Annotated in this window: 17 protein-coding genes; 4 read left to right on the forward strand and 13 right to left on the reverse strand. The window is 34.8% G+C overall.

Going from position 1 to position 19,447, the window contains the following annotated elements; genetic code table 11:
• Window positions 1-401: 401 nt before the first annotated feature.
• From Q0X02_RS03590 to Q0X02_RS03620, 7 genes are all read right to left on the reverse strand, one after another.
• On the reverse strand, window positions 402-1,316 hold the full coding sequence (locus Q0X02_RS03590; RefSeq protein ID WP_297811674.1) for a 1-phosphofructokinase family hexose kinase: 915 nt from the start codon (window positions 1,314-1,316) through the stop codon (window positions 402-404).
• Between the two features lie 7 nt (window positions 1,317-1,323).
• Window positions 1,324-2,514 carry a zinc ribbon domain-containing protein gene (locus tag Q0X02_RS03595; RefSeq protein ID WP_297811677.1) on the reverse strand — a complete coding sequence of 397 codons (1,191 nt, stop codon included), beginning with the start codon at window positions 2,512-2,514 and terminating at the stop codon, window positions 1,324-1,326.
• A 101-nt stretch (window positions 2,515-2,615) separates the two neighbouring features.
• On the reverse strand, window positions 2,616-3,104 hold the full coding sequence (locus Q0X02_RS03600) for a dihydrofolate reductase (protein ID WP_297811680.1): 489 nt from the start codon (window positions 3,102-3,104) through the stop codon (window positions 2,616-2,618).
• Entirely contained in the window at window positions 3,104-3,658 is a 555-nt protein-coding gene (locus tag Q0X02_RS03605) for a hypothetical protein (RefSeq protein ID WP_297811683.1), read from the reverse strand. Before Q0X02_RS03605 ends, Q0X02_RS03600 begins: the two co-directional genes overlap by 1 nt.
• Before the next feature lie 15 nt (window positions 3,659-3,673).
• Window positions 3,674-4,723 carry a magnesium/cobalt transporter CorA gene (gene corA, locus Q0X02_RS03610; protein WP_297811686.1) on the reverse strand — a complete coding sequence of 350 codons (1,050 nt, stop codon included), beginning with the start codon at window positions 4,721-4,723 and terminating at the stop codon, window positions 3,674-3,676.
• Window positions 4,724-4,732: 9 nt separating this feature from the next.
• Complete coding sequence (locus Q0X02_RS03615) at window positions 4,733-5,068, reverse strand: co-chaperone YbbN (RefSeq protein WP_297811688.1); 336 nt, start codon at window positions 5,066-5,068, stop codon at window positions 4,733-4,735.
• Window positions 5,055-7,433, reverse strand: a complete 2,379-nt coding sequence (locus tag Q0X02_RS03620; RefSeq protein WP_297811691.1) for a glycogen/starch/alpha-glucan phosphorylase — start codon at window positions 7,431-7,433, stop codon at window positions 5,055-5,057. The genes Q0X02_RS03615 and Q0X02_RS03620 overlap by 14 nt, the downstream gene beginning before the upstream one ends.
• 171 nt (window positions 7,434-7,604) lie before the next feature.
• Here Q0X02_RS03620 and Q0X02_RS03625 point away from each other — a divergent pair, with 171 nt between their 5' ends.
• Both Q0X02_RS03625 and murF read left to right on the forward strand, forming a co-directional pair.
• Window positions 7,605-8,657, forward strand: a complete 1,053-nt coding sequence (locus Q0X02_RS03625) for a D-alanine--D-alanine ligase family protein (protein ID WP_297811694.1) — start codon at window positions 7,605-7,607, stop codon at window positions 8,655-8,657.
• 2 nt (window positions 8,658-8,659) lie between these two features.
• On the forward strand, window positions 8,660-10,024 hold the full coding sequence (gene murF / locus Q0X02_RS03630; protein WP_297811697.1) for a UDP-N-acetylmuramoyl-tripeptide--D-alanyl-D-alanine ligase: 1,365 nt from the start codon (window positions 8,660-8,662) through the stop codon (window positions 10,022-10,024).
• A 66-nt stretch (window positions 10,025-10,090) separates the two neighbouring features.
• Here murF and Q0X02_RS03635 read toward each other — a convergent pair whose 3' ends face one another.
• The 3 genes from Q0X02_RS03635 to Q0X02_RS03645 are packed head-to-tail and all read right to left on the reverse strand — an operon-like array spanning window position 10,091 to window position 12,986.
• On the reverse strand, window positions 10,091-11,350 hold the full coding sequence (locus Q0X02_RS03635) for a dicarboxylate/amino acid:cation symporter (protein ID WP_297811699.1): 1,260 nt from the start codon (window positions 11,348-11,350) through the stop codon (window positions 10,091-10,093).
• A 19-nt stretch (window positions 11,351-11,369) separates the two neighbouring features.
• Window positions 11,370-12,215: an NAD(P)-dependent oxidoreductase gene (locus Q0X02_RS03640; RefSeq protein WP_297811701.1), complete on the reverse strand. Its 846-nt coding sequence runs from the start codon at window positions 12,213-12,215 to the stop codon at window positions 11,370-11,372.
• Between the two features lie 9 nt (window positions 12,216-12,224).
• Entirely contained in the window at window positions 12,225-12,986 is a 762-nt protein-coding gene (locus Q0X02_RS03645) for an exodeoxyribonuclease III (RefSeq protein WP_297811704.1), read from the reverse strand.
• Between the two features lie 197 nt (window positions 12,987-13,183).
• Between Q0X02_RS03645 and Q0X02_RS03650 the strand changes: the two genes are divergently transcribed.
• The gene (locus tag Q0X02_RS03650; protein WP_297811707.1) at window positions 13,184-16,084 is read left to right on the forward strand and encodes an insulinase family protein; all 2,901 of its coding nucleotides are present in this window, start codon (window positions 13,184-13,186) and stop codon (window positions 16,082-16,084) included.
• A gap of 31 nt (window positions 16,085-16,115) precedes the next feature.
• On the opposite strand, the gene Q0X02_RS03655 is transcribed toward Q0X02_RS03650, so the two are convergent.
• Window positions 16,116-16,391 (reverse strand): glycoside hydrolase domain-containing protein, encoded by a 276-nt coding sequence (locus Q0X02_RS03655; protein WP_297811776.1) that lies wholly within the window; start codon window positions 16,389-16,391, stop codon window positions 16,116-16,118.
• 112 nt (window positions 16,392-16,503) lie between these two features.
• Between Q0X02_RS03655 and Q0X02_RS03660 the strand changes: the two genes are divergently transcribed.
• Entirely contained in the window at window positions 16,504-17,085 is a 582-nt protein-coding gene (locus tag Q0X02_RS03660; RefSeq protein WP_297811710.1) for an ABC transporter ATP-binding protein, read from the forward strand.
• Window positions 17,086-17,161: 76 nt separating this feature from the next.
• Here Q0X02_RS03660 and Q0X02_RS03665 read toward each other — a convergent pair whose 3' ends face one another.
• Window positions 17,162-18,253, reverse strand: a complete 1,092-nt coding sequence (locus tag Q0X02_RS03665) for a type II secretion system F family protein (RefSeq protein ID WP_297811713.1) — start codon at window positions 18,251-18,253, stop codon at window positions 17,162-17,164.
• The gene (locus tag Q0X02_RS03670) at window positions 18,243-19,403 is read right to left on the reverse strand and encodes a GspE/PulE family protein (protein ID WP_297811715.1); all 1,161 of its coding nucleotides are present in this window, start codon (window positions 19,401-19,403) and stop codon (window positions 18,243-18,245) included. The genes Q0X02_RS03665 and Q0X02_RS03670 overlap by 11 nt, the downstream gene beginning before the upstream one ends.
• Window positions 19,404-19,447: the final 44 nt, after the last annotated feature.

The following is a 19,447-nucleotide window of genomic DNA, read 5'->3' on the forward strand; positions in this document are numbered from 1 at the left end:
GTATTATATTGCACTTTTTGAAAAAATAAATTAAATTTGTGATTTCGGTTTCCTCCCTTATTGCTCGTATTTAAAATTAATTATGAAAATTTTTTAAAATTATTTTTATTCATTTGAATTTTTTTTGTTTTGATTTTGTTTTTTTGTTTTTGCATAAAAAATTACTTGACTTTTTTCCTTTATTGTGTTAAAGTGGAAATAATTATGAGCCTATTTTTAATAGTTTGTCGAATTTGATTTCATTAACAAAAAACTTGCATTTGCCATATTACAATGGTACAATCATTTTAAATATCTCGAGTTTATTTTTAATAAATCTCCATTTCTTAATTTATTACACAATAAAAAACAAGGTTTGACAGATTTTCAATCTTTCATTGCCTTGTTTTTTTGTTTTTATTTTATTGAATTTTTTTAATTTTCGAATTTTCCAGACATTCTTCGATTAGGTATTTTTTTGCTAAATCTTTCGTCTTGCTGCTTGCTGAAGCCACGGCGTTTGCCATTTTAAATGATTTTGAGCAATCTGAGGTTCTGATGAATGTGCCGACAAATCCAGCTATAATTGAATCGACAAATAATTCTTTTTTTTGGCTCGGTATGTTTTCGGTTTTGAATGAGTAGATTTTTTCATCAGCGAAAAGATACACAAATCCTTCCACAAATGGAACTACTGTGAATTTAGATTTAAACTGAAATATTTCGTCTTTTAATTCGAGCAAGTCTTCTTCGGTGTTGATTTTTGTTTTGAATAAATGTGCTAGACATTTTACGCTCACACTCGCCAGTAGTGATGGCTCGTAAAGGAATTTTTCGAGGTAGTATTTGTCGATGTCAATTACAAAATTTGCCTTGTTGGCTTTTGATATTGCAATCATTCTCTCTATCACCGTTTCTGTTATGTTTCTCGGAAATGCAGTTGACAGAAACAATGTGTCGCCTTCTTTTACTCTTGACAAATAGTACAACAATTCTTGTAATTCTTGGTTCGATATGTTAGGTCCTTTTGATTCTATAAACGAGGAAGTGTCGCCTGTGATTTTGATGTTGATTCTTGTGTTGTCATCTATTTTGATGAACTCTGTCTTTATATCTTCTCTTTTTAGCCAATCTTCTACAAATTCTCCCGTGTATCCTCCGGAAAAGCCCGTTGCTACCGATGGAAGTCCAAGTTGTTTCAATATTCTCGATATATTTATCCCCGTTCCAGCTGGAATCATCATATCATTTTCTGATAAGTTGTCCTTGTCGATATTAAATTTGCTTATTTCCGTCACAAATTCAACTGACGGATTCATAGTCACTGTGTATATCATAATAAACCTACATCAATCCCGGAGCCAATCCGAAAAATATTTTTTGAAGAAGCGTCATAACCACCATAAATATGACAAGTCTTGTCACCAAAATTCCCGCTGCATTTAGTCCGTACACCTTCATAAAGTTGTCGTAATCGTATCTATCGTTCAACATTACAGTCGCAAAAAATATCATTATTAAGAGAACTAAAAGGTACACGAATGAGTGTGCTCCCAAAAACGTGAAGGTGAACACGGATGAGCCAAATCCTGCAAGTCCTCCTGCCGTTATTACTGCAAATACTGTTAAAATAGCGGATTCTATAAGTGTGAGCAAAACCACGATGTTTTTCTTCAACAGTTTGTCCAACGGTTGATACATTTTTATGTTCGAAAGCTTTAATCCAAGATTATAAGACAATAATTTCTGTAAAATATCTATCAAAAGCACTGCTACTACGACCACGATTGCTCTCATTTTTTGTAGCAATGTCCAATTGTTTGTCGTGTTGATGAAGAACAACAACAATGGAACCGCCGAAAATATCACAGCGAAAATCCTGGCAGAAATCGCATAAGTTGCATTTCCTTTGACCATTTTTGTCAAGATTTTTGTGAAGAACAAATTCACTTTGTCAAAAACTTTTTTGGAATTTATTTTCAAATTGTCAAACAATTTGTCCATATCGTCCTCGTCTTCATCTTCCATATCGAATTTATGAACGGTAAACTCTTTTTCCGATGTAAACTTGATGGATTCATCCCTTCTAATCTTTTTTTGATTGTCGTCATATCCTTTTGTGATAAAAATTGTGTCGTTGTCTTCTTCGTCGTCATTGAAATCTTGATAATTTATATTTTTTTCTTCTTGCGAAACATTGCTAAAATCTTTTTGTTGATTATTGTTTTTGTTGATAACTTGGAAAATATCTTCTATCTTTTTAGGACGATTTTTCGCTTTGTTTTCTTCAATAATCCTGTCAGCTTGTTCGTCTTGATTGGATTTTGATTGTATATTAAAAATATTCATCACGTCATTTGAAAACTCATAGTCCGTATCTTTTGTGTCTTTGTCTTTGTTTTTGTTTTTGTCTTCATCATTCGTGATTTCACGCTGCAAATTCAAATTTTCTCTATATTGCTTCAAATTATATCCACAATTGTGACAGAAATTCACATCATCTAACACTTTTTCGTTGCAATTAGGACATCGCATTGTCTACACCTCCGTAATCGTATTATATCACAACACAATATATTCAAATATAATTTTGACAAATCGTAGTAATTTTACAATAAAAAAGTAGGTCGCCCTACTTATTTTCTCTTGAACACAATGTATTTGTAATTCAGATTTCCGTATTTTTTTGTTTCAGATTCCTCGCTCACATAAAAATCTCCATCTTCGAACAGGTTTCTTATCTTTGCATCGTGTTCAAATTCTTCATCTACATAAGTGATGAGAAATTCATCCACCAAATCTATCAGCGATTCTATTGTCAACGCTCCACCAATCAAGTACTCTGTCATTTTCTTTTTTGGATTTATCTCGTCTAAAGTCAGCTTCAATTCGTCCTTGTTTTTGACGCAAATACATCCGTCTATGTCTTTACTCGTCACGATAATATTGATTCTGTCTTTTAGTGGTTTTGAGCCGGGAAGTGATTGCAAAGTTTTTCTTCCCATAATCACAATATTAGAAGTCGTCAATTTTTTAAATCGCGCCATATCTTCTGGAATCGAAAACAACATATCGCCGTCTTTTCCAATCGCAAAGTTTCTGTCAACAGCCAATATAACTTTCATCAGCAAAAATCTCCTTTTCTAATGTTACTCACAATTTCATCCATCATTTGCATTGCCTTATCGTCTGTCCAATCAAAATCATCTTGTGAAATCCTGACAACCATTATGTTCTTTTTTTCGCAACAAATATCAAGCATTGTGTTCAAAATCGCGTTTTGAGTGTCAGAAGCTGATGTAGAATTAATTTTTTCGCATTTTTGTATCCATTTTTCAACGCAAAATCCATAGAGTTTTCCTTTCGGATAATTTGTGAGTGCGATTTTTCTCATTTGTGTGAATTTTCTGTTGGCATCGTACATAAAACAAAGCTTGTTTTCTTCGTTATACGCCATCATATTTATTTCGTTTGCGTATTTTATTAAAAAATCTCGTGTGATATTTTCATCTAATTTTTTTATAATTTTTATCAAATTCTCATCGTCAATATCAGGTTTTATGCTCGTAAATTTCTTGCTAAATTCAATGTCTGCACTGTAATAAACTCGCAGTAATTTTTTGATGGCATCAATCTGATTTTTTTCATAATCAGACGCCAAAAAAGTACTGTTTTCCATAAAAACTCCTTTGTATTAAATCCATTTTTTCTTTTTGAAATAAAAAATCATCACTGAAGTTATGATAATAGCCAATATCCAAAACAAAATATATCCGTATCTTCCTTGAAGCTCAGGCATATATTTGAAGTTCATCCCGTACACGCCAGTCATAAATGTCAGTGGCAAGAATATTGTCGACCACACAGTTAACACCATCATCACTTCGTTCGTTCGGTTTGAAATATTCGTGTCGAAAGCGTCAATCATTGAGTTTATCATATCGTGATACACTTCGATAAATTCGAGCATTTGAATGATGTGGTCGTACAAATCCCTCATATAAATCGACGTGTTGTTGCTTATAAGGCTAACTCGAAATTTCGATAATTCGCTGATTACCGAGCGAAGCGGCCACAGTGTTTTCCTAAGATAAATCAAATTCTTTTTCATTGTGTAAAGTTCGTTCAAAATGTCGTCGTCGTGATTTTTCATCATAGTTTCTTCCAAATCGTCGATGTATTCTCCGATGAGGTTGAAAATTTGAAAATAATTGTCGATAAAAGCATCCAACAAAATCTGCAGCAATCCGTCTGTGCTCTTCGGTCTAAAAAATGTTGCGTGCTCCAATTTACCGATTATCCTGTCAAATGAAGAAGATTTGTTCTGCTCTACTGTCACCAATAAATTGTGCTTCAACACGAATGAAATCTGATTGAACGTCAATTCTTTTACGCTGTTGAACATATCGTAATCTACAGTGTCACTTACCACAAACAAATAATCATCATAGGCTTCAATTTTTGTCCTCTGTTCAACATCAAGCATATCTTCTATTATAAGAGGATGAATATTAAACTTTTCTTTCATTTTTATAAAATTATCAGTGTCAGATAGTCCCGTGATGTAAACCCAATTAATCCTGTCATCTCTTAGTTCAATGTCGTTGATGTCAGTCATCTGGTATTTGTCAAAATGGTGCTTGTCAAATGAACAAAATGTAATTTTCGTACTTTCTCGTTCATTTTCCTCTTTGAGATTATCGAGAATCTCGTTTATCCTATCCTCAAACAATAAATTAGCCAAGATGTTCTCCTATTTTCCTTCCAGTAATTTGTTAGCGTGGTTTCTGTAATCCGACTTAGAATTATCCCCTACAAGTCTGTTTGCAACTTTGCCATCTTTTATGAAAATCGTCGTTGGCAAAGGCATAGCTTCAAAATGTTTTATGATATCGTCGTCTGCGATTTCTTTTACTTTTTTCACAAAATACTCGTAGAACTCTATCTCACCTTGAAATGACTTCTCGATATCTTCCAAGTCACTCTTTGCAGGGATACAAGGGCAAATTCCATCTGCGTAAAAAAACAATATTTTATTCCCTTTATTAAAAGATTTTGAATTGATATCAGATTTTTTAAACTTCTTCATTAGATTTTATCCTCCAAATTTCATTTGCGTATTCTTCTATTGTCCTGTCCGATGAAAATTCTCCGAAATTTGCAATATTCATCAAACTCATCTTAGCCCATTTTCTCTTGTCAACGTATGTTTGCAGTATTTTTTCGTGGCAGTCTTCATAATCATTAAAGTCTTTTAGAACAAAATACTCGTCCAATTTTTGCGATGAATCTCTGTTGACCAACGAATTGTAAATATCCAAAAACATAAATGAACCATTGTCATTTATCAAATCGCTCAGTAAAGTGTCGACGACGCGCTTTATGTTTGCATCTCTATAGTAGAACTCCACTGGGTTGTAGGTGTCTCTTATGGAATTTAACACGTTCACTGTCGCACCGAATGGAAAATTATTTTCTTCTCCAGCCAGATTGAAAATCTCGATGTTCGCTCCATCATAAGTTCCCAAAGTCAATGCACCATTCAACATAAATTTCATATTTCCAGTTCCCGAAGCTTCCTTTCCCGCCGTGGAAATCTGCTCACTGACATCAGCTGCAGGATAAACGAGTTCTCCGATTGACACGTTGTAGTTTTCTAAAAACACAACCTTTATAAATTTGTTTACCTCTTCATCATTGTTTACGAGGTTTTTCACCTCATTTATGAATTTAATGATAGCCTTCGCCCTAAAATATCCGGGAGCCGCCTTTGCACCGAAAATAAAAGTCTGTTTTTGTATGTTGTTGATTTCTCTGTTTTTTATTTTGTAATATAAATTCAAAATATGAAAAGCATTCAACAACTGCCTCTTGTATTCGTGAAGTCTCTTTACTTGTATGTCGAAAATCGAATTTTCATCGACATCAATGTTTTCTTTTTCTTTTATATACTTTTTAAGTCTGATTTTGTTGTGAAGTTTGATTTCCATCAATCTGTCCAAAACTTTTTCATCGTCTTGGAATTTTTCAAGTTCTTTGAGTTTCGTCAAATCATTCTTCCAATCATCTCCGATAATCTCTGTGATAAATTGTGTGAGTTCGGGGTTAGAATAAAACAACCAACGTCTAGGAGTAATCCCATTCGTCTTGTTAACAAATTTATCGGGATACAAATCGTGCCATTGCTTTAATGTGTCGTTTTTCAAAATCTCTGTGTGGATTTTCGCAACCCCGTTTATCTTCATAGATGTCACAATTGCCAAATGAGCCATATTAACTGTATCATCTTTTACAATTCTCAAATTGTCGATTCTGTCAATCGAATAATAAAGCCCCGTCAAATCGCTGACAAATCTCCTGTCGATTTCTGAAATTATATCCATAATCCTCGGATTGACCTCGTCAACTACATCGATAGACCATCTCTCCATAGCTTCTTGCAAAATAGTGTGGTTTGTGTAATTGAACACACTGTTAGTGACATTCCAAGCTTGTTTCCACGAAAGCTTCTTGTCGTCCATCAATATCCTCATCATTTCAGCAATCGCAATCACAGGATGAGTATCGTTTAACTGAATCGTGTTGAATTTTGAAAAATCTTCGAAAATTTTATCGTCTGGATGATTTTTCTCATACTTTTCGATTATATCTTGAACGGAAGCACTACAGAAAAAATACTGTTGTTTGAGTCTAAGAACCTTTCCCGGTCGTTGAATGTCGTTGGGATACAAAACTCTCGTGATATCTTCCGCTCGATTTTTTTCTTTTACTGACTCATCGTACTGAAAATTGTTGAATTTTTGAAAATCAAACCCGTCATCGCTTTCAGCCTGCCACAACCTCAACGTGTTTACCACATGGTTTTTATAACCTACAACAGGCATATCATAAGGAACTGCTTTTACAATTTGATTTTTAAATCTAATGATTTTCGATTCGGATTCTACACGTCGTGACCAAGGGTCCTTGTCCAACGTCCAATTGTCTCCCACTTCCATTTGAAAACCATCGTGGAAATACTGCTTGAAAAGTCCTTGACGATATCTCACGCCATATCCTGTAAGAGGAAGCGACAAGCTCGCCGCACTTTCCATAAAACACGCCGCAAGTCTTCCAAGTCCACCATTTCCCAGCGCAGCGTCTTCCTCTTGGATTTCCAAATCGTTGATATCTATGTCCAAATCAGACAGAAGATTTTTGTATTCTTCGTCAATTCCCATATTCAACAAATTATTGCCCAACGACCTACCAATCAAAAATTCAGCACTAAAATAGTAGGCATTTCTTTTGTTTAAATTCCTTTCGGAAGTTTTTTTCCAATCTTCTGATAATTCTCTCATAATTAATTTTGAAAATGCTATGTATTTTTCTTTTATTGTAGAAGATTGCAAATTTTTCCCAAACAAATCAAACAAAATATTTTCAAATCGCTCGACAAAATCTTTTTTTTCCATAAAATCCTCCATTTTATTTGTCTATATACATTTTACCACAAAAAATTATTCCTATTTAATTTGTATGTATTTTTATGAAAATCAACAAAAAAGAAACAATTTATGATTTTATTGATATAATCGAATAGTTATAGTAATATATTAATGAGTCACAAGAAAGGACAATAATTTATGCAAAAAAATATATATGTATTATACGGTGGCCCTAGCACTGAACATGAAGTCAGCATCACAAGCGCTAGAACATTGATTAATAACTTGTCAAAAGAAAAATACAACGTCAGTGCGATTTTCGTACGTCGTGATAAAAAATTTATAATGAAAGAAAACATCACTGAAGAAATAAAATCAGATGAAGAATTGATTCTTAACACTGATCTTTCAGTAATAGAATCTGTCAGTGAAGTAATCAAAAAAATCAATCCTGAAAATACGGTTATCTTCCCTGCAATTCACGGAAGCTACGGTGAGGACGGAACTATCCAAGGTTTCATAAAAGTTTTGGATTTGCCATTTGTTGGCTGTAACGTTTTGGGTTCGGCTCTTTGTATGGACAAGGGCTACACTAATGACATTTTCGAATTGAACAAAATTCCACAAGCAAAATATGTCGTGCTATGCAAAAACGAAAAATACAATTTGCAAGAGATTTTCAAAAAGACATCTTCTACTGTTTACGTCAAACCATGTAACGCTGGTTCATCTGTGGGCGTTATGAGAGCGCAAACAGAAAAAGAATTGGAAAAAGCCATTCAAAACGCATTCCAATACGACAGAAGAATTTTAGTAGAAGAAGAAATAACAGGCCCTGAACTTCAAATCGCCGTTATGGGAAACGACAATCCAGTCGCATCACGCCCTGGTGTTTACCAAATTCACGATGTAGAATTTTTCGATTACGATGCAAAATACAACGATTCAAAAACAGAAATGCTTACACCATTTCCAATGGATGAACAACTAGAATTAAAAGCAAGACATTTGGCGGAAAAAGTCTACAAATTGATGAGCTTATCGGGATTTTCGAGAGTTGATATGTTCGTTCACGACAACAAATTAATGGTCAACGAAATCAACACAGTTCCCGGACTAACTCCTCATTCGATGTTTCCAATTTTGTGGAAATGCACAAATAATATGACAGTTTCGGAAGTATTTGACAATTTAATTGATTTGGCAGTGGAAGAATACGAAAAAAATAAATCATTTAAGTTAGAGAGGTAATTATGTTACAAAGAAATTTAAAAACAATAACAGAACTTACTAACACGATAATAAATGAAAAATATCACGATATAATCGTCAAGGGCATCTCTACTGATACAAGAACAATTCAAAAAGACAATATGTTTATTGCGCTCAAAGGCGACACTTTTGATGGCAATAACTACATAGACCTTGCATTTGAAAAAGGTGCTTCTTGTTGTGTAGTCAACAGAGATTACAGAAACATTAACGATTATCCAGTAATCGAAGTCGATGACACAAAAGAATTTATGATGGATTTGGCAAGAGGCTACATCAATAGCCTCGATGTAAAAGTCATCGGCATAACAGGTTCGAACGGTAAGACGACTACAAAAGATATTATGAGTTCACTGTTAAAGCAAAAATACAAAGTCGTTAAAACACAAAAAAACTACAACAATGAGATTGGATTGTCAAAGACGATTTTCGACATAGACGACGACACGGAAGTTTGCGTATTGGAAATGGGAACTGAAAATTTCGGAGAGATAAGTCAGCTTACCAAAATCGCCCATCCAGACATCGCTATGATTACAAACATCGGCGACAGCCATTTGTTAAATTTGAAAACAAGAGAAAACATCGCAAGGGCAAAATTCGAAATCCTTGAAGGTTTAAAAGAAGATGGCGTGTTTATATTGAACAACGACGACGCCGTTCTCAGAGAAGTAAAAACAGAGTACAAATTGCCCGAAAAAACAATAAGCTTCGGAGTAAAACCAGACAGCGATTACAGAATGGAAATGATAAAAGCTGACGAAACAGGCTCGACATTTTCTGTAAACAATCACGTGTTCAATATCGAATTGCTCGGCAAACATCAAATGTATAACGCAACAATGTCGATAATTGTCGCTGAACTTTTGGGATTGGATTATTCCGACATCGCAAAAGGACTTAAAAATATAGAACTTACTGGAATGAGAAACGAGCTTATTTTGCTGGACAGATTCCACATTTTAAATGACAGTTACAAATCAAATCCTCAATCATTGACAAGCTGTCTCGAAACTGCCTACGGTCTTCACGGTTACACGAGAAAAATCGCCGTGCTCGGAGATATGCTAGAACTTGGAGATAACGAAGTAACTCTTCACAAAAACATCGGAAAATCTATCAATCCAGAAAAAATAGATTACATCCTCGCAACCGGAATCCTCGCAGAAAACATAATCAAAGGAGCTCGTGCCAATTTTGCAGAGGACAAGTTGTTTTATTTCAAAACGAAGCAAGAATTGTTGGACAAATTAAAAGAATTAATTGTCGACAACACGTTGATTTTGGTAAAAGCATCTCATGCAATGCAATTTGACAAATTAGTCGATAAAATTCGAGAACTATAATTTCAAAATCAAAAATGTGAACTAAGAATACAAACTTAGTTCACATTTTTTTGTGATTTTTTAATTTTACGAGTTAAATTTTTCTTTGTCGAAATATTCTTCGCCAGCTCCTTTTGCGACGATGACTGTGCACACTGCATCTCCTGTTATGTTGATTGCAGTTCGTATCATATCCAATATTCTGTCTATTCCCATTATCATTGCGATTGCAGAAATAGGAAGTCCAACAGAATTGAATACCATTGACAAAGTTATAAGACCAACGGAAGGAATACCCGCTGTGCCCACCGATGCCAAAGTAGCCGCTGCGATTACTGTCAGAAAATCTTGCGGTGTCAAATGTATTCCGTAAGCATTTGCCGCAAACACAACCGCAACTCCCTGCATAATAGCAGTACCGTCCATATTTATTGTAGCTCCAAGTGGAATTGTGAATGAAGAAATTTTCCTACTAACTCCAATCTCTTCCAATTTGTTTATGTTCATTGGCACTGTTGCATTTGAAGATGATGTGGAGAATGCGAATCCCAAAACCGGGAAGAATTTTTTCAAGAATTTGAATGGATTTACTTTTGCAAAAATCGTCAATAAAACCATATACACTAATAAAAGTTGCAATCCCAATCCCGCTATAACTGTTAGCATATATTTTAGCATCGACAAAATCGCTGAGAATCCAAGGCTCGAAAAAGTCTTTGCTATTAGTGCGAACACTCCAATTGGCGCAAATTTCATTACAATCATTGTCATATCCATCATGATGTCGTTGAACTCTTCGCAAATATTTGCCACATTGTGTGCTTTTTCTCCTAAGTTCGCCAAAATTATTCCGATGAGAAGTGCGAAGAAAATTATTTGGAGCATATTTCCCTCAGACATCGCTTGAATTGGATTTGTCGGAATCAAATTGAGAAGTGTTTGCTTAAACGACACTGATTTTGCCACTTGTGTGTTGGCTTCTGCAACTTTGCTGAGGTCAATTCCAACACCCGGTTTGATAAATGATGCCAACAATAGTGCAAGTGTTATCGCCAACGCCGTCGTTATCAAGTAAAACACGAGTGTTTTGACGCCGATTTTTCCTAATTTTTTTGTGTCTCCCATACTCATAGCACCAGTTACCAATGAGAAGAACACAAGAGGTACTACAAGCATTTGCATCAATCTAATAAATCCTTGTCCCAATACATCAAATACTCCGTTGACTATTATTGTGTCTTTTATATAAGATGAAGGAATGAATAGATTGAAAATTATTCCCACAAACAATCCCAAAAATAATCCGATGAAAATTTGAGTTGTCAGTCCTAATTTTTTCTTTTTCATACTAATCCTTTCTTTGTTGTTATAAATTGTTTTTTTCGATGTATTTTCTCAAAGAAGTTTGCCAATCTGTGAATTTGTAGATATTAGAAGTGTTCAACAAAAAGTTTTCGAGCGCGGTAAAATCCGGTCTGTATCCCGAAATTCTGAGGTTTTCATCTTCAATTACTTGTGCATCAATTCCTTTGATTTTTAAAATTTCTTCTGCAAATTCTTTTCTGCTGGCAACGCCTTCGCAACTCGCATGGTAAATTCCATAGTCGTAAGTATTCATCAATTTCACGATAAATTCCGCCAATTGATACGCACTTGTAGGAGATGAATACTGAGCTCTCGGAACGTAAACTTTTCCATTTTTTTGTGCTTCGGTGATTATATCTTCAACTCTGTGGTTTACAGGAGAAAACAACCAGCTTGTTCTCAAAATAAAATGTTTGACACTAAATTCTCTTACGTAATTTTCGCCCATCAATTTGCTCTTTCCATACATCGTCGTAGGATGAGGAGTATCGTATTCTCTGTAAGCGCTTCTCGATTGTCCACTAAAAACATCATCTGCGGACATATGAATTATTTTCGCATCCACTGTATTTGCTGCCACTGCCATATTTCTAGCTCCCAAAGCGTTTACTCTGAAAGCTTCGTCAGGATTTTCTTGGCACAAAACAGGGTCTGTAAGTGCTGAACAATTTATAATTATATTCGGTCTGTTTCGTCTTGCAAAAATTGAAGTTTCGTCAGAATTTACAATGTCAACAATGTCCTTGTCAGTTGCAAGAACCTCGTCTTCAAACGGATCGAGATATCTCTGCAACACTTTCCCAGTTTTTCCGTTCGCTCCACTTATCCAAATTCTATTTCTACTCATAACCTCTCCTTAAAAATTTATTTCCAATTCAACCGGACAATGGTCTGAGCCGAAAATGTCCTGATGAATTTTCGCATCCACTAGATTATCCTTCAAATCATCACTGACAATAAAATAATCAATTCTCCATCCTGCGTTTCTCTCTCTCGCCTTTGCGAAGTACGACCAATATGAATACTCGTCCTTTTTGTCTGGATAAAAATATCTGAACGTGTCGATGTATCCATCATTTAACAAAATCGACATTTTGTTTCTCTCTTCGTCAGTAAATCCAGCCGAGCGTCTGTTTGACTGTGGATTTTTCAAATCAATTTCATTGTGAGCCACATTCAAATCCCCGCAAACAATAACAGGCTTTCTATCTCTTAAAATGTTCAAATAATTGTGAAATTCATCTTCCCACACCATTCTGTAATCCAATCTTTCTAGTTTTTGCTTGGAATTTGGAGTGTAGACATTTACCAAGAAAAAATCCTCGTACTCACAAGTTATCACACGTCCTTCGTTGTCGTGTTCCTCAATTCCTATTCCAAAACTCACACCAATCGGTTCAACTTTTGAATACACCAAAGTTCCAGAATATCCTGCCTTGTTTGCAGAATAAGAATATCTGTGATAACCTTCGATGTTCATTTCATCGGTCATTTGATTTTCTTTCATTTTGATTTCTTGTAAACAGAAAATATCTGCATTCAATCTGTCGAACGCTTCCTTAAATCCCTTTTTCCAAACGGCTCTGTATCCGTTAACATTCCACGATATTAATTTCATTTATTTCACCTCTCACTTGATATTCATTATACCATATACAATATTTTCACTGGTTTTTTTAATCAATCGAATAATTATTTATACCCAAATCGACAGAAAATTATTTTTCAAACTGGAATTTATATTACTTGGCATTGTCACTTTATCAAGTTTTCACTATTTGATATAATATATTAAAAAAATAAAAGGAGATTTTTATGCAAAACTATAAAAATTTTAAATTAATAGATACAAGAGAATTGTCCGACATCAATTCAACGGCATATCTTTTCGAACACGAAAAGACAAAGGCGAAAATATTGAAGCTTTCAAACGACGATGAAAACAAAGTTTTTTCAATCGCTTTTAAGACCATTCCACAAGATAGTACAGGCGTCGCTCACATAATGGAGCACTCTGTATTAAATGGCTCTAAGAAATACACAACTCGTGAGCCATTTATGGATTTAGTGAAATCATCTCTTCAAACATTTTTGAATGCGATGACTTATCCTGACAAGACTTGCTATCCTGTCGCTAGTCGTAACGCGAAGGATTTCAAAAACTTGGTCGATGTTTACTTGGACGCTGTGTTCAATCCTATTGTTTACAAAAAGAAAAATATTTTCTACCAAGAAGGATGGCACTACGAAATCAAAAAAGTTGACGACGATATCAAATACAACGGCGTTGTTTACAACGAGATGAAGGGCGCTTACAGTTCAATTTACACGATTATTTTTGACGAGTTGTTCAAGTATTTGTACCCAGATACGACTTACTCGTATTCTTCAGGCGGAAATCCGTACAATATCCCAGATTTGACTTATGAAAAATTCTTGGAGTTTCACGACAAATACTACCATCCATCAAATTCATTCATTTATTTCTACGGAAATGGAAATATCGAGGAAGAATTGGACCATTTGTCAGAATATTTGGATGAATATGACTACAAGAAAATCGACTCAGACATAGCTTACCAAAAGCCATTTGAAAAAGTAAAAAAAGTTCAAGTTGAATACAATATTTCGAAAGAAGAAAATCCTGACGGAAAAGATGTGTTGGTTTATGCTGTCAATACTGGTCATGTCACAAATGTGAGAGATGTTTTCGTTTCAAGTATTTTAAATGATGTGCTTTTCTCGAATGAATCCGCGATTATAAAGGAAAAATTGTTGGCACAAAACTTGTGCGAATCTGTCGAAAGTGTGTCTTCTTATGGGCAGGAACTCACGATGGGAGTAATCGCCGAAAACTCTCGTGTTGACAAAACAGAGATTTTTGAGTCACTGATTAAAAGCGAATTGGAAAGCATCGTAAAAAACGGAATCGACAAGGACGAACTCACTTCAACTCTCAACAAATTGGAATACGATTTGAAAGAAGCTGGAAGTTTTCACACAAAAGGTGTCATATATTTCTTGAAATCAGCACTAAGTTTTATGTACACTGACAGCTACTACGACCAGTTGCAATTTTCAGAAACTCTAGCCGAATGCAGAAAATTAATCGACACTGATTTCTACGAAAAATTTATCGAAGAAAAATTATTGAACAACAACTTCAAATTGATTTTGTCGTTGAAAGCAACTTGTGGTCTTAATTTGAAAAAAGACAACGAAATCAAGGAAAAGTTAAAAAAATACAAGGAAAGTCTGTCCGAGAAAGAATTGAACGAGCTAATAGAGTTAAACAAAAACTTGGAAAAATTCCAATCAGAAGAGGATTCCCAAGAACAAAAAGACACCATCCCAACATTAGAGCTTGAAGACATCGATTCAAAGCTTGAAGATGTGGAGATAATAGAGAAAAAAGTTGACGACTACACTTTCTTAAATCCAAATCTGTTCACATCGAACATTCACTACGCATCGTTTATGTTTGATTTGAAGAACTTTTCTCAAAAAGACTACTTCTATTTGTCGTTGTTGTCGGATTACATCGGATTGAGTGACACGAAAAACTTCGATTACAAAAAACTGTACACCGAAACATATCTAAAATCCGGTGGGATTTTTACCTCAATTCTATTGAACAATGTCAAGGATACTGGTGAATTGAACTCCAAATTCGTATTCAGCTTCAAAACGATTGAAAACACCGAAGATGATTGCATCAAAATACTAGAAGAGTATTTGTTCAATGTGAAATTCACAGACAAAAACAGATTCAAAAACATTCTTCAAAACTTAAAGCAAGATTACAAGCAAAAAATCTTGGAAGCTGGAAATCAATTTGCACTCACAAGGTCTCTTGCATCATTCTCCGAAAAAAGCGTGTTGGAAGATGAGTGCTCTGGATTTAGTTATTACGAAAAATTATGCGACGTGTTGAGCGATTTCGATGACAAAGCGGAAATGACTTTGAACAAGTTGAGAGAATACTACAAGAAAATCGTGAACAGAAAAAATATGATTGTAACAGTAATCAACGAAAAGGATGCTGCAATTAAATTCTTCGACAAATTGCAAAAGTCTGTGATTGTGAATATTAAAAAGGACGATAAATTTTCCAAAAGAACTCCTTCAAAATTCTTCAAGTTAAAAGAAGCGTACAAGACATCTTCGAATGTCAACTACGTTGTAAAATCTGCTGATTTGAAAAAATACGGATTCAAGTACGATTCAAAAATAACGGTGCTTACTAATATTTTGAACACTACTTTCTTGTACAACGAAATAAGGGCAAAAGGAGGGGCGTACGGAGTTGGAATGAGTGTAAGTTTGAGTGGTATTGTATATGTCTACTCTTACAGAGACCCTAACATCAAACACACAATTGATATTTACGATGAAACTTACAAATTCATTGAAAATATGAACTTCGATGAAAAAGAAATGAAACAATTCATCATCGGAACTGTGAACCAATTCAATCCGCCGATGACAACACTCACTAAGGGAACCCGTGCTATAAATATGTATTTGACGAAGCAAACAATACAAGACTACGAAGAATACCTCGACAATATGCTTCACACAACAGTTGATGAACTAAAAGAATTTTCTGGTTTGATAAAAAAGGCAATGAAAGAAAATCACTTAGTCGTTGTTGGTAACGACAGCAAAATCGAAGAAGACTCCAAACTTTTCGACAAGGTAATCAATGTGGAATAAAAATAAGGGCTGATCAACAGCCCTTTTTAAATTATAATTTTTCAAGTTTTACAGCTAATTTTTTCTTGATGGATTCCAATAAATTGTAGTCGTCTTTGTATCCACCTACGAGTTTTCGAGTTTCACTGTCGTATTTCAAATCCTCAACATTTCCAGTTAGTTCTTTTACCAAACCGACAACAAAATCCCTTCCCAATTTCGACTCGCAATATCTCAAAAACGAATAGTCTTTGTTTCCATACATCAATTGTTTCAAGCGCAAACTAATTTCCGGCATTCCCGATTTTCCCGGATACACAAAAAACATATCGCCGCAAGCCCATCGGTCTTGTCTGTAGCGAAAATCGTCGCTCTCAGGTGGAGAAAAACAAAGGGTAGCGCTCGGAAGATGTATCGTCAGACACCCACACACATTTTTGATGGACGAACCATTGAGCAATTTGGACTTCAAATTGAGATTGAAGATGAGAACAGAAATAACAAATCTACAAAACAAATTGCACAAAACATTTATATATGTAACACACGACCAAGCAGAAGCTTTGACAATGGGCGACAAAATCGTCGTGATGAAAAAAGGAGAAATCCTACAAGTTGGCGACAGCGACGAAATCTACAACAACCCAAACTGCAAATTCGTCGCAGACTTCATCGGCTCTGCCCCAACAAACTTCATAAAAGTAGACGGGGATTTGAATCTTGACGACAATACTTACAAATTCACCTACAAAAAACCGTTCTATATGTCATTTAGACCGGAAAAACCTACTGACAACCAAAAAAACGGATTCAAATTTGAGCTTACAATAAATTCCATCGAAAACTTAGGCTCCGAGAAATACCTCTACGGAACACTTCAAGGAAATTCAATCGTAATAAAAGATTTCGAAAACAAAAATTACAACGTGTCTGAAACGTACACATTCTACGTTGACGAATCCGACATCTTGTATTTCGATATGGAAACCGAAAAACGTATCGAAAACAGTTTTGTGAAATAATTTTTGAATTTATCTCGCAACACTTTATCCAGAAAAACAAAAAAATCGAGTAACGAAAATGTTACTCGATTTTTATTTAATTGAATGAATTTATCACGTCAAACATAGGAATTGTGATTGATATTACTATGATGCCTACTATCAGTGCCATAAATATTATCAGCATTGGTTCTAGTATGCTTATGAATGATTTTATTGCGTATTCTACTTCGCCGTCATAAAATTCTGACAATTTTTCAAATATGTCTCCCAATTCTCCGGTATTTTCTGCGACTTTTAGCATTGAGTTGAAGACTTGAGGTGTTATTTTTCTTTTGTTGAATGATTCTTCTAATGTGAACTCTCCCGATTCTATTTCGGTGAATATTTCGGATAGTTCTTGTCTGTAGTATTTGTTTTTCATCGATTTTTGGATTATTACTAGTCCGTCTAGTATTGTCATCGAATTTTTGTGTGCGATACTGAGGCTTCGTGCGATTTCTGATGAGATTACTATTTGAATTTGTTTTCCAAAAATATGGTTTGTCACTTTAAATTTATCGACAAAATATCCGAACTTCGTTTTGCGATATGCTGTAACTGATACTACTGCGGCTGCGATTATTAACAGTAGTATGAATGCTCCTTTTTCGTTGATTATTGTGGACACTTTAATCAAGATTCTCGTAGATAATGGGAGTATCATATCCGAGCTTTCGAATAAGTCTATGAATGTTGGTATTACATTTTTTAGCATAAATATCAGCATCACGATTCCCGTTATTGACAGTATTATCGGATAAATCATTGCGTTTTGTATTTTTTTGTTGATGTCGTATGTTCTTTCGTAGTATTTGCTCAAATCGTAGATTACTTTGTCGAGCTTTCCGCTTTCTTCTCCAAGTTTGAGCATTGATGTGAAAAACGCGTCGAAATTTTTGTCGTTTGAGAAACTTTCTGTCACGCTCATTCCACTGTTCAAATTGTCGTAGACTTTGTTTAGTGATGGTTTTAATTGTTTGAACTCTTTTTGTTCTTTGAGTAGTTTCACTATTTCGATGATTGGGATTTTGGCGTTCAAAAGTATCGAAAACTGTCTCAAAAATAAAAATAGTTTCTTTTTCGAGATTTTGAAGTTGATTTCTTTTTTCAATATGCTGTCATCTTTTATGAAATTTTCAATCTTCATTGTACAACCTCATTGCTTCTTCAAATGATGTGTTTCCTTTTGCAACTTGGATGAGTGCTTTTTTGAATAGGCTGTCTATTTTATTTGTTTCTCCGTAGTTTTTCAATGATTTCAAATCCATATCTTTTTTGATTAGACTTCTCAAATTGTCATCTATTTTTAATATCTGCATAACTGCAAGCCTCGTGTCGTAGCCACAGCTGCATTGTTCGCAACTACCCGGTTCGTAGATTTCTGATGGATTCAATCCGTTTGCTCTGAATATTTCCAATTGTTCATCTGTCGGTTGGACTTTTTTCTTGCAATTAGGACACAGATGTCTTATTAGTCTTTGTGCTATTACAACTTTGAGCGATGCTCTTATCATATAGTCTTCGATTCCCATATCCATTAGTCTGATTATGGATTGGTAGCAATCGTCGGTGTGAATCGTCGAATAGACTTTGTGACCTGTTATTGATGCTCTGTTCGCAAGTTTTGCTGTCTCCAAATCTCTGATTTCTCCTATCATTATTACTGATGGGTCTTGCCTGAGGACAAACTTCAGTGTGTTGTCAAATCTCAAATCTATTTTTTCGTTGATTTGGATTTGGTTGATACCGGAAATGTTGTACTCGACAGGATTTTCAATTGTGATGATGTTTTTGTCGATTGTGTTTTCTTGTTCGAGCATTGTGTACAGCGTTGTCGTTTTTCCGCTTCCCGTAGGCCCGCAAATCAACACCATTCCATTTTCAAATTTGGTGAATGATTCTATAATTTGTTGTTCGTTTTGGGAAATACCGAGGTTTTGCATTCCTATTTTAAAAGCTTCTGGATTCAAAATTCTGATTACGCATTTTTGTCCGTGGATTGTGTTGATTATGCTGATACGAAGGTCTATTTTTGAGTTTTTGTAAGTGTATGTAATTCTCCCGTCTTGTGGCAATCTTTTTTCTGCGATGTCGAGTTCACTCATTATTTTAATTCTGGTTACTATCTTGGAGTGCATACTCTTGTCCACTGTTTTGTATTCGACCAAACTTCCGTTTATTCTGAATCTGATTCGAACAGTTTCTTCGAATGGCTCAATGTGAATATCGCTAGAATTTTTTTTGATTGCATCATCTATTATCGAGTTTACAAATAAAATATTGTCGTTGATTTCCATTGTTGTCTCCTTAAATATATCTATTTTAATTATATCATTAAAAT

The sequence above is a fragment of the uncultured Finegoldia sp. genome (assembly GCF_947252345.1).
Lineage (GTDB): Bacteria > Bacillota > Clostridia > Tissierellales > Peptoniphilaceae > Finegoldia.